Raw genomic sequence first — 11,078 nt, forward strand, 5'->3', positions numbered from 1 at the left:
GGCGTATGCGCCCTTGCGCGCGCCCAGGGGACGGCTTCTTGCTGAATTGCAGATGCCCATCCGCGCTTCGACGCATCCGCGTCAGCGGGTAGGCATGCACGACAACTCAAGAGGAGCCACCCCATGAAGAAGAAACACACCCTGCTTGCGGCGCTGTTTGCGCTGACCGGTACCGTTGCGCTTGCGCAGCCCATGCCGCCGCCGCATCCCGAAGATCACGACCGCGATCACGACCACGAACGTGCGGAACGCATGGAACGCGAGCGACACATGGAGCGCCGCGAGGAGCACCGAGAACTCCGTGCCGAGCACCGCGACATCAAGCGTGACCGTGAAGCCCTGCGGCACCGCGAACACGAGGCACGCGAGCGCGCACATGAAGTCCATGAAGACATGGAACATCGCTGATACAGCGTGACCAACCGGACGCCCGAGCGCGAATACGGCAACGCCGGCGCGTCGGGCGTCATTCTGATGCGGATTTTCTGGCGCCGCCTGCGATCCGGCCAGCCGTCAGCCTCCGCCAATCCCCTGAATGATCTTGCCGCTGCCCTCGCACGACGGGCATGGGCTGCCGTCGTCGCGCTGGCCCGTTCCGTTGCACTCTGGGCAGACGGCTTCGCCGCTGCCGGGCGCGCCAGGTGCTGCTTCGTCACCGGGCGCGGCCGGTGCGGGCGGCGTGCCGGGGATGGGGTTTTCATTGTTCACGTGGCCTCCTGTCTGGCGGGTGTGTGAGGACGCGGGCGCAGAAATCGTGCCGCTCTCAAACCCTTCGCGAACGGGAATCGCCCTTGCTTGATGCAGCGTTCAGGCGGGCCGGTGTTCGGCCTGCTCCCCGATCAAGGAGCCGCTCGTGGCAGACGACGATTTCTTCAAGGCGCGCCGCAAGGTCATGCAAGGCGCGACCGCAGCACTTGCAGCGGCGGTGACAACGCCGGCACTGGCGCAATCCCAATCGCAACCCGCCGCCGCAGCCGGCGCTGCATCCGCGAAGAGCGGCGTGCAGGACCCGCGCCCGCTGTACCCCCATCCCCCGTTTCCGGTGCAGTCGCAGCCGTGGCCGGGGCTGGCTGCGCGCATGACGCCGCGGCCCGATCACGGAGAACGCAGCTACCGGGGCAATGGGCGCCTTACGGGGCGACGGGCGCTCATCACGGGCGGCGATTCGGGCATCGGCCGCGCGGCGGCCATCGCTTTTGCGCGCGAGGGGGCGGACGTGGCCATCAACTATCTGCCGCAGGAAGAGGAAGACGCACGCGAAGTGGTGGAGCTGATTCGCGCGGCGGGGCGCAAGGCCGTGGCGTTGCCGGGCGACATCCGCGACGAAGCGTTCTGCAAGTCGCTGGTCGACAAGGCGGTCAGCGCACTGGGCGGCTTGGACATCCTCGTCAACAACGCGGGGCGGCAGCAGAGCCACGATTCCATCCTCGACATCACGACGGATGCATTCGACTGGACGCTCAAGACGAACGTCTACGCGCTGTTCTGGATCACCAAAGCGGCAATCCCGCACATGCCGGCCGGCGCGGCCATCATCAATACGGCGTCGGTCAACGCATACGATCCTTCGGAAAACCTGCTCGACTATGCGTGCACCAAGGCCGCGATCGCCAACTTTACAAAGGGGCTGGCCAAGCAGATGGCCAAGCGCGGCATTCGCGTCAACGCCGTGGCGCCGGGCCCCTTCTGGACGCCCCTGCAAGTGAGCGGCGGACAGACGGAGGCCAACCTCAAGGAGTTCGGCGCGAAAACGCCCATGGGCCGCCCGGGCCAGCCGGCGGAAATCGCCACCGTCTATGTGCAGCTGGCCAGCAGCGAGTCCAGCTATGTGACCGGTCAGGTCTACGGCGCCTCCGGCGGCAGCGGCCAGCCCTGAGCGCTTGCCCGCCGACGGTCAAGGGTGCGTTGCCGGAATGTTGGGCGGGCTGGCCGGCGGACGCTCGCGCCCCTGCGGGCTGCCGCCGGTGGATTGGTCCTTGACCACGTTGCCGTTCTTGTCCTGATGCGACGTGGAACCCGTGCGCGGTACGTATTCGCCGGAAGGGTTGGCGCTGTCGTTGCGGGTGCGGTTGCGCGTGGCATCGCGGCCCGTGGGGCTGTCGGTCCGGCTCGTGGTGCCGGTGGCGGTGGTGCTGTCTGGGCGGGCTGCGGGTGCGTTGTCGCTGCTGGCGGATTGGCCGCCCGTGGCTTGGGCGAACACCGCGCCGCTGGCGAGTGATACGAACATGGCTGCCGCCGCGCACAGCGCACGTGCCGGATAGGTAGTGCGATTCATCGTCGTCCTCTCGTGAAGTGTCAATGTCGGTTCCACCGACGCAACTCACGCGCCCGTGCTGCTATTTGCCTGCGGCAAGCCGCCGTGCGTGTTTGAGTGCGGTCACGATGTCGAGATAGGCGTGTTCCCGTGCGGCGGGGTCCGGGGCGCGGAGTGCGTAAGACGGATGCCATGTCGCGAGCACCATACGGCCGTCATGGCGGACGGGCTTGTTGAAGTGGTCTTGCAGGCGCGCATGTGCATCGTCGAGCAGCGCCTTCAACGCGGTCGCACCCAGCGCGACGACCACGGCCGGCGCTTCCTGCTGCAGTTCGCGCTCGAGCCAGTACATGCAGGCCTGCACCTCCCGCTGGCCCGGCGTCTTGTGCAGGCGCCGCTTGCCGCGCAACTCCCATTTGAAGTGCTTGACCGCGTTGGTGATGAAGACGTCGTCGCGCGGGATGCCGGCGTCTTCCAGTGCGCGGTCGAGCAGCTTGCCGGCGGGGCCCACAAACGGTTTGCCCGCCAGGTCTTCGCCGTCGCCCGGCTGCTCGCCGACGAGCATGATGCGCGCCCGTCGCTTGCCTTCACCGGGTACGGCTTGCGTGGCGTGGCGCCAGAGGTCGCACCGCCGGCACGCGTCGAGCGACGCCGGCTGCTGGGTCGGGTCGGTGTCGTCTTCTTCGGGAGGAGGGGAGGCGGGCGGCTTTTTCATGGGCAGATCCGGCTGCGCAAGCTGCAGCAACGTCGATGCCACCACTCGTGCCACTGCCGCTGGAACGCCGGTTGCGTGGGCAGTCGGCCTGCCAGACATGTCGCGCAATCTTTGCTGGAGCCGGCCCATGCATGAGCCATTTGAGTCGTACCTGATGTACTTCCTGATTCCGCTATGGGTGGCGGCCGGGGTGGCCGACTGGTGCTGCCATCGCGCCACGCGCATTGAAAGAACCTCCGGCGCCAAGGAGTCGATGCTGCACCTGCTGATGCTTGCCGAAATGGGCGTGCCGGTGCTTGCAGCGTTGTTCCTGCGGATCAACGCGCTGGTGCTCGCGGCGATGGCCGTCGCCTATGTCGTGCATCAGGCGACCGCCATGTGGGACGTCAGCTTTGCCGTGGCCCATCGCACCGTGAAGCCATTCGAGCAGCACGTGCACAGCTTCCTGGAGATGATCCCGCTGATGGCGTTGTCCGTTGTCGCGCTGCTGCACTGGGACGAGGTGCTCGGCCTGTTCGGTATGGGGTCTGCGTCGCCCGATTTTTCGCTGCGCTGGAAAGATCCGCCGCTGCCGTGGGGCTATGTCGCGACCGTCTTGCTGGTTTTCGTGGTGCTGGAGCTGCTGCCGTATGCGGAGGAGCTGGTGCGTTGCCTGCGGCAACGGCGCGCTCCGCCTCTGGTTGCCGGGCAGCGGCGCGTTTAAGGAGAAAATTTTTGGAAGCTGCATCGAATGTTCCGCTGGACCGGCGCCGCCGGCTGGGCAACTGGCTGCCCGAAGGCGAAGCGCAGTTGGCCGCATTTCGCACCGAACTGGTCGCGCAAGCGCTGTCACGCCCGTCGAAGACGCCCTTGGTGGCGGCTGTGCGCGTGCTCGCCAACCTGATCGATAGCGAGCCCGTATTGCGCATGCACCTTGCACGCGCCATCGACGAAGCGCGGGACAGGGGATACGAACTTGGCTACAAGGACAGCACGGAACTGCTGCTCGCCATCGACCACATCGTCACGTGCGCACCGCGCTTCAGCGAAAAGACGCTGGTGATCTGTCCGCTCAACGCGCTGCTCGACTGGCCGATGTGCATGCCTTCCGGCTACGCGCTGTTCCGTGATCGGCGCATCAACGATGCGTTGAAGGCGGTGCTCAATGGCTGGAGCGTCTTTCTCAGCGGCCCGCATTCGCGGGCCTACCTGAACACCAACGAGCCGGACGGCTGGTTCAGCGCCGAAGCGACGCGCCGCGTCGGCATGGATCAGTTTCTGTGCGATCCATCCCTGCCGTATTGGGGCTTTACCTCGTGGAACGACTTCTTCACGCGCCGCTTTCGTGCCGGCATGCGGCCGGTCTCAGGCGAAGACGACAACAAGATCATCGTCAGCGCGTGCGAGGCCGCACCCTACAACATCAGCCATGACGCACGCTATGAAGACGCCTTCTGGATCAAGGCACAGCCGTATTCATTGCGTGACATCTTCGGGTCCAGCAAGGCGCATCTGGCAGAGCGGTTTGCCGGCGGCAGCGTGTACCAGGCGTTCCTGAGCGCTTACAACTACCACCGCTGGCATGCGCCCGTTGCGGGCACCCTCGTCGACACCTATTACGTGGAGGGTACGTACTACTCCTGTGTGGAATCGGAAGGCACCGACCCGGAAGGGCTGAACGATTCGCAAGGCTACAGCGCCGCCGTGGCCGCGCGCGCGATCATCACCATCGCGTGCGACGACCCGGCGATCGGTACCGTGGGCTGCGTCTTTATCGGCATGGCGGAGGTGTCGTCGTGCATGATGGGCGTCACGCCCGGCCAGCATGTCTGCAAGGGCGAGGAGCTGGGCTTCTTCCAGTACGGCGGGTCGACGTACTGCCTGTTCTTCGAACCCGGCGTGATGGATACATTCTTCGTGCAGCCGCCGTTTTCACACGACACGCCGCCCGTGCGCGTCAATGCCGCGCTGGCGCGTGCCCGGTAGCGCCAGCAGCGTCCGCAGCGTCCGGGAGTGGCCCTATCAGGCATCGACCTCGGCCAATGCCTTGAGCCCGACGGAGAGCATCGCCAGGTCGGCCGAGCCCGCTGCAACCTGATCGGCAATCACACGGTTGTAGCGTGCCAGCGCCTCCTGACGCGTCGTTCGCCACGCGTCGATCAGGGTGTCCGCGCTCGCGCCGGGGGCTGCGCCTTGCAGCACCGATTGCGTGAGACGGCGCCGCAGCTGCCCCAGCTCTTCGAGCAACGTGGCACGCGCCAGCATCTGCCAATGCGTTTGCGTCGGCAAGCCCAGGATGCCGCCTTGCAGCCACCCGTAACCGAGCGGCTGGTCGAGCGCAAAGTAGACGCGCGCGGCGAGCCGCGCATCACAGCCGCCAGCAGCAGCCACTTCGGCAATGTCGAGCAACGACACGCGCGCCGGCACGCCGGTCACCACACGCGCCAGCGTGTCAGGCACACCGGCTTCGCTGAAGCTATGCCGCTGTTGCGCGGCGGCCAGCGCAGATTCCTCGGTTTGCAGCGTGTCGATTTCGGGGGCGAGCGCATCCACCGCGGCCCGGAAATGTTCCACCGCGGCCGGCACATCCGCCACCCGGCGCCGCAGGAACCACAGCGTGGCGCGCTCATGCAGTTGCGCCAACGAGGTGAACAGGGCTGTTTGCGTTTCGTGCGGCACCTTCGCGTCCAGGGCATCGACGTCTTCCCACAGCGCATCGAGCCGATAGACGGCACGGGCCACGAGGCTGGCCCACACCACGGCGAGCGGTTCGGCGCCGGTTTCTTCGGCCATCCGGTGCACGAACGTCACGCCGGCGCGGTTGACGAGCGCGTTGGCGTGCATCGTCGCCAGAATCTCGCGCCGCAGCGTGTGGCGGGGGATCGACGTAGCGCAACGCGTGTGCAGCGGCCGTGGAAAGTACGCCGGCAAGCCATCGGCCACGAAAGGTTGATCGGGCAGGTCGCTGCCCAGCAGCACGTCGTACAGCCACATCTTGCTGTAGGCCATCAGCACCGCGCGTTCGGGCGTGGTCAGGCCGCCGCCGCTGGCTCGGCGGACGTCGATCTCTTCATCGGCAGGCAAGAATTCGATCGCGCGGTTCAGCCGACCGCTGCGCTCCAGATGCCGCATCAGCCGCGCTTCCGGGTCGAGCCACAACGCCGTGCGCGTGCGCGCAAGTGACAGCGCCTGCGTCTGGAAGTAGTTGTCGCGCAGCACCAGTTCGCCCACCTCGTCGGTCATCTCGGCCAGCAGCGTGTTGCGCTGCTTGAGCGTCATCTCACCGTCGGCCACCACCAGGCCCAGCAGGATCTTGATGTTGACTTCGTGGTCGGAGCAATCCACCCCGGCCGAGTTGTCGATGGCATCGGTATTGATGCGCCCGCCATGCTGCGCGTATTCGATGCGGCCGAGTTGCGTGCAGCCCAGGTTGCCGCCCTCGGCCACGACCTTGCAGCGCAGCTCGGCGCCGTTCACGCGCAGGCCATCGTTGGCGCGGTCGCCCACCTGGGCATGCGTTTCGGTGCTGGCCTTGATGTAGGTGCCGATCCCGCCGTTGTAGAGCAGATCGGCGGGTGCCTTGAGGATCGCGTGCAGCAGGTCGTTGGGCGCCATCTCGGTCGCCGTTACGTCCAGCATGGCGCGCACCTCGGGCGTAAGCGTGATCGACTTGACCGTGCGCGGGAAGATGCCGCCGCCTGGGCTGATCAGCGCCCGGTCGTAATCGGCCCAGCTTGAGCGCGGCAGGTTGAACAGCCGCTCGCGCTCCGCAAAGCTGGTGGCCGCGTCGGGCGACGGATCGAGAAAGATGTGGCGATGGTCGAACGCCGCCAGCAGGCGGACATGGCGCGAGAGCAGCATGCCGTTGCCGAACACATCGCCCGACATGTCGCCCACGCCCACGACGGTGAAGTCCTGCGTCTGCGTATCGACGCCCATCTCGCTGAAGTGCCGCTTGACCGATTCCCATGCGCCGCGCGCGGTGATGGCCATCTTCTTGTGGTCGTAGCCCACCGAGCCGCCCGAGGCGAATGCATCGCCCAGCCAGAAGCCGTATTCGGCCGAGATGGCGTTGGCGTAATCGGAGAATGTGGCCGTGCCTTTGTCGGCGGCGACGACAAGGTAAGGGTCGTCTTCGTCGTACCGCACGACATCGCGCGGCGGCACGACGCGGCCGTCGACGTAGTTGTCGGTCAGGTCGAGCAGCCCGCGCAGGAAGGTTTGGTAGCACGCCACGCCCTCGGCCAGATACGCATCGCGGTCGCTGGCCGGTGGCGGCTGTTTGACGACAAAGCCGCCCTTGGAACCGACGGGCACGATGACCGTGTTCTTGACCATCTGCGCTTTGACCAGGCCCAGCACCTCGGTACGGAAATCCTCACGCCGGTCAGACCAGCGCAGCCCGCCCCGCGCGACCTTGCCGCCGCGCAGGTGCACGCCTTCCACGCGCGGCGAGTACACCCAGATTTCGAACATCGGCTTGGGCTCGGGCAGGCCCGGCACGCGCGACGGGTCGAACTTGAACGACAGATACGGCTTGGGCTGTCCCTGTTCTTGTCCACGCCCTGTGTCCGGCAGGCTCTGGAAGTAGTTCGTGCGCAGCGTGGCTTCCAGCACGCCCAGGAACTGCCGCAGGATGCGGTCTTCATCGAGGTTGGGTACGTCTTCGAGGGCCTCGTCGATCTGCTTGCGCAGCGTTTGCGCCGCACGCGAGCGCTCGGCCTCGGCCAGCGCGGGGTCGAAGCGCATCAGGAACAGCCGCACCAGCGCACGCGCAATCGACGGATTGCCGTTCAGTGCGCTCTCCATATACGCGTTGCTGAAGGTCGAACCGATCTGGCGGATGTAGCGCGCATACGCACGCAGGATGCGCACTTCGCGCCAGGTCAGACCGGCCTGCAGCACGAGGCGGTTGAGATCGTCGTTCTCCAGCTCGCCGCTCCAGATACGCGCAAAGGCGTCTTCAAAACGTGCGCGGGCTTCGTCGAGATCGACTTCGCTGCCGTCGATGGTCTCCATGCCGAAGTCGTGCATCCAGATCGGGGCGGCGTCGGCGGGTTCGATGCAGTAGGGGCGCTCTTCGTTGACGCGCACGCCGAGGTGCTCGAGCATCGGCAGGCTGTGCGACAGCGATGTCGGCTGCCCGGCGCGGTAGATCTTGAAACGCAGTGCACCGGGCGGCGCTTCGAGCGGCCGGTAGAGCTGCATGGTCAGTACGTTGTCCGCGGCGTTGGCGCCGAGCAGCGGCTCCATCAGTTCGATGTCGCGCACGGCAAGGCGGGCGGCGTAGTCCTCGCGGAAACCGGCGGGAAACGCGCTGGCGTAGCGGCGCAGCAGGCGGTTGCCGCGCTCTTCGCCGCCACGTTCGAGCAGCGCGTCGGCCAGGTCGTCTTGCCAGCGCCGCGCCGCCTGCACGATGCGGTCTTCCAGCTCGGCCACGTCAACGTCGGGCACGTTGCCGGGTTGCGTGCGCACCGTGATGTGGATGCGCGCCAGCATCGACTCCGACAACTGCGGCGTGAACTCCACGGCGGTGCCGTGATACGCCGCCTGCAGCAGGCTCTGGATACGCACGCGCAGGTCGGTGTTGAACTTCTCGCGCGGCACGAATACCAGGCAGGACACGAAGCGGTCAAACGGGTCCCGGCGTACGAACAGGCGCGTGCGCTGCCGCTCCTGCAATCGCAGGATGCCCAGGGCGATGTCGTGCAGCGCTTCGGCGTCCATCTGGAACAGCTCGTCGCGCGGATATTGCTCCAGGATCGTCACCAGCGTCTTGGCCAGGTGCCCGTCGGGAAGAAAGCCTGTGCGCCGAATGACGTCGGCCACCTTGCGACGCACCAGCGGAATGTCTTCGGCCGGCACCATGTAGACGTTCGACGTGTACATCCCCAGAAAGCGCCGTTGCCCGCAGACGCGGCCTTCGGCGTCGAACAGTTTGATGCCGATGTAGTCGAGATACCCGGGCCGGTGCACAGTCGCCCGCGAATTGGCTTTGGTGAGGAAGATGGGCTCGGGCGCGTCGATAAACTTGGCCGCGCCCGGTGCCAGGCGCGTCGTGTCCGGCGTGGACGTGTCGCGCAGCGCTTCTCGCAGCACCCCCAGGCCCGTGCCCGGTATGCCGCGCAGGTAATGGCCATCGTCTTGCGTGATCAGTTCGTAGTCACGATAGCCAAGGAAGGTGAAATGCCGCTCGAGCATCCAGGTAAGGAAGGCCTGCGTTTCCGCAATCTCGGCGCGTTCCACGTCACCGGCGGAGGGCTGGGCGGCGCGAACGGCCAGCGCCTCGATGGCGGCGTGGGCGGCGGCCTGCATGGGCTTCCAGTCTTCCACCGCGGCACGCACGTCGCCCAGCACACGCATCAGGCCGTCGTGCAACGCCTGCAGGCGTTCGGGTTCGGAAAAACGGTCGACCTCGATGTGGATGGTCGATTCGAAGCGGGCAGCGCCGTGGGTTTCCGTATCCGCGTCGGCGGGTGTATCGGGCATGTCGCCCGCAAGGGCCGCCGGGCGCTGGACACCGCCACCGGCCGATACCGCCACGCGCATGCCTGCGGCATCGCGCTGTACGCGGTAGACCGGGTGGAAGGCGGAATGCAGTGCCAGCCCCTGCCGGTTGATCTCCATGGTCACGGAGTCGAACAGGAACGGCATATCGTCGTTGACGATTTCAACGACCGTGTGACCGCAGTACCAGCCGTGCTGTTCGAGGCTTGGGTTGTAGACCCGTACGCGGGGTTGCCCGGACACGAATTTCTGACCGAGCTGCCAGTGCGCCATCGCAGCGCCGTAGAGGTCGGCAACGCTGCGCGAGATGACGTCTTCGGGGTCTGCCAGGCCGTAGTAATGCCGCAGGAACGGCTCGAACAGGTCGGCAATATCGGGCGCACGTTCGCGCGCCAGGGCCACTGCATCCGCCATGTGCTGGCGGACCTTGTCTTCGTGCTGGGCAGGCATGAGGCGGCTCCCGAAGAAGGGCTGCCTCATGCTACGCCGCGTGCCCATGGCTGGCAATCAGCGTGCGCGGCGCACGGCTTTTCAGATGCCGCTGTGTGCAGTGCAGCGAGAGAAGAGGTGGTTCACTCGCTACTTGCCGCGTGCATCAGCGATGCGTCATCCAGCCTTTACGACGTTGATGCGCAGGGCCGGCTCACCCGCCGCGATGGCCAGCAGGCGGTCCACATTCGGGTGGGCGCCAGGGCGGTTGCGTGCGTCGATGGTGTGCTCGGCAAACACGGCCAGGCCGTGCTCGGCGGCCTTGATATCGAGCTGGCCGAACGTCTGCTGCAGGTAGTGGTACACCGCCACCGAACCCTGCTTGCCCGGCTTGTTTTCGATGTCGGCGACCACGGCGCCCTGGCCGTCGACCAGATCGATGCGCTCGATGCCGTCAATGGCCGGCAGTTGGGCGAGGTTGTCCTTGAATACGTGGGTCGGTTGAATCACTGCGGTTGCTCCGTTGGTTGATCAGGCGGGCCGTATGTTAACGGCTCCGGCCCGACGCGCGCGAGCTTGCCTGTGCTTCAACGCTTGGCGCCAGCCTTGTTCACGGCGATGGCCGCCCGGATGAGCGCCTTCAACGCTTTCTCGTTCACCTTGTCGCCCTCGCGGAAATCGATGGCGCGGCGCGTGTTGCCGTCCAGGCTCGAATTGAACAGGCCCGCTGGGTCGGGCACGGAGGCGCCTTTGGCAAATGTCATCTTGACGGTCTGCTTGTAAGCCTCGCCGGTGCAGATCAGGCCATGGTGCGACCACACGGGCACGCTCCATTTCCATTCCTCCACCACGTCGGGATCGGCCGCGCGGATGACGGCGCGCAGGCGGGCGAGCATGTCGCCGCGCCAGTCGTTCAGCTCTGCAATGCGTGCGTCGATCAGCTCGGACGCGGGTGCGGTGTCCTGCGTGCTTTTCTTCACGGATGTCTGCCTCCAGGTTGACCCAGCAGACCATTCTGGCAGGAACACAGGCCGGCAGCCAGCCGGCACTGACGTGAGGGGAACCGCGCCGGCCGTTGAATGGAAACTTAGAAATGCCTTTTTGCCGTATTTGAAATCGCGGTAAAAAAGTACCGGCGGAAATTAAAACGGAAATAAAGCGGCGGCAAGTAAACGGCGAGCCGCCAAATAACTT

Annotated in this window: 10 protein-coding genes; 4 read left to right on the forward strand and 6 right to left on the reverse strand. The window is 66.1% G+C overall.

The features are described from left to right. Window positions 1-123 precede the first annotated feature (123 nt). On the forward strand, window positions 124-408 hold the full coding sequence (locus tag N511_RS0113510) for a hypothetical protein (RefSeq protein ID WP_231479617.1): 285 nt from the start codon (window positions 124-126) through the stop codon (window positions 406-408). A 105-nt stretch (window positions 409-513) separates the two neighbouring features. Here the strand turns inward: N511_RS0113510 and N511_RS0113515 are convergent, their stop codons facing one another. Continuing rightward, window positions 514-708, reverse strand: a complete 195-nt coding sequence (locus N511_RS0113515; protein ID WP_027679796.1) for a hypothetical protein — start codon at window positions 706-708, stop codon at window positions 514-516. Between the two features lie 145 nt (window positions 709-853). Between N511_RS0113515 and N511_RS0113520 the strand changes: the two genes are divergently transcribed. Next, window positions 854-1,876, forward strand: a complete 1,023-nt coding sequence (locus N511_RS0113520) for an SDR family oxidoreductase (protein WP_027679797.1) — start codon at window positions 854-856, stop codon at window positions 1,874-1,876. Between the two features lie 18 nt (window positions 1,877-1,894). Here the strand turns inward: N511_RS0113520 and N511_RS0113525 are convergent, their stop codons facing one another. After that, window positions 1,895-2,275, reverse strand: coding sequence for a hypothetical protein (locus tag N511_RS0113525; protein WP_027679798.1), 381 nt, complete (start codon window positions 2,273-2,275; stop codon window positions 1,895-1,897). A gap of 61 nt (window positions 2,276-2,336) precedes the next feature. Beyond that, window positions 2,337-2,969, reverse strand: coding sequence for a UdgX family uracil-DNA binding protein (locus N511_RS0113530; protein WP_027679799.1), 633 nt, complete (start codon window positions 2,967-2,969; stop codon window positions 2,337-2,339). A 127-nt stretch (window positions 2,970-3,096) separates the two neighbouring features. On the opposite strand from N511_RS0113530, the gene N511_RS0113535 reads away from it, so the two are divergent. Together N511_RS0113535 and N511_RS0113540 are read left to right on the forward strand one after the other, a co-directional pair. After that, complete coding sequence (locus N511_RS0113535) at window positions 3,097-3,672, forward strand: hypothetical protein (protein WP_027679800.1); 576 nt, start codon at window positions 3,097-3,099, stop codon at window positions 3,670-3,672. 11 nt (window positions 3,673-3,683) lie between these two features. Then, complete coding sequence (locus N511_RS0113540) at window positions 3,684-4,934, forward strand: phosphatidylserine decarboxylase family protein (protein ID WP_027679801.1); 1,251 nt, start codon at window positions 3,684-3,686, stop codon at window positions 4,932-4,934. A 36-nt stretch (window positions 4,935-4,970) separates the two neighbouring features. On the opposite strand, the gene N511_RS0113545 is transcribed toward N511_RS0113540, so the two are convergent. The 3 genes from N511_RS0113545 to N511_RS0113555 form a co-directional block, all read right to left on the reverse strand. Then, the gene (locus tag N511_RS0113545) at window positions 4,971-9,905 is read right to left on the reverse strand and encodes an NAD-glutamate dehydrogenase (RefSeq protein ID WP_027679802.1); all 4,935 of its coding nucleotides are present in this window, start codon (window positions 9,903-9,905) and stop codon (window positions 4,971-4,973) included. A 156-nt stretch (window positions 9,906-10,061) separates the two neighbouring features. After that, window positions 10,062-10,394, reverse strand: a complete 333-nt coding sequence (locus tag N511_RS0113550; protein ID WP_027679803.1) for a DUF2322 family protein — start codon at window positions 10,392-10,394, stop codon at window positions 10,062-10,064. A 77-nt stretch (window positions 10,395-10,471) separates the two neighbouring features. After that, window positions 10,472-10,864 (reverse strand): DUF1801 domain-containing protein, encoded by a 393-nt coding sequence (locus tag N511_RS0113555; RefSeq protein WP_027679804.1) that lies wholly within the window; start codon window positions 10,862-10,864, stop codon window positions 10,472-10,474. Between the last annotated feature and the right edge of the window lie 214 nt (window positions 10,865-11,078).

Origin of the sequence: Ralstonia sp. UNC404CL21Col (genome assembly GCF_000620465.1) — a bacterium.
Classification (GTDB): Bacteria; Pseudomonadota; Gammaproteobacteria; order Burkholderiales; family Burkholderiaceae; genus Ralstonia; species Ralstonia flatus.

Bases quoted from the DNA above. Each gene is read 5' to 3' on its own strand.
- N511_RS0113510 (WP_231479617.1), top strand. From the start codon at position 124: ATGAAGAAGAAACACACCCTGCTTGCGGCGCTGTTTGCGCTGACCGGT.
- N511_RS0113525 (WP_027679798.1), bottom strand. From the start codon at position 2,275: ATGAATCGCACTACCTATCCGGCACGTGCGCTGTGCGCGGCGGCAGCC.
- N511_RS0113530 (WP_027679799.1), bottom strand. From the start codon at position 2,969: ATGAAAAAGCCGCCCGCCTCCCCTCCTCCCGAAGAAGACGACACCGAC.
- N511_RS0113535 (WP_027679800.1), top strand. From the start codon at position 3,097: ATGCATGAGCCATTTGAGTCGTACCTGATGTACTTCCTGATTCCGCTA.
- N511_RS0113545 (WP_027679802.1), bottom strand. From the start codon at position 9,905: ATGCCTGCCCAGCACGAAGACAAGGTCCGCCAGCACATGGCGGATGCA.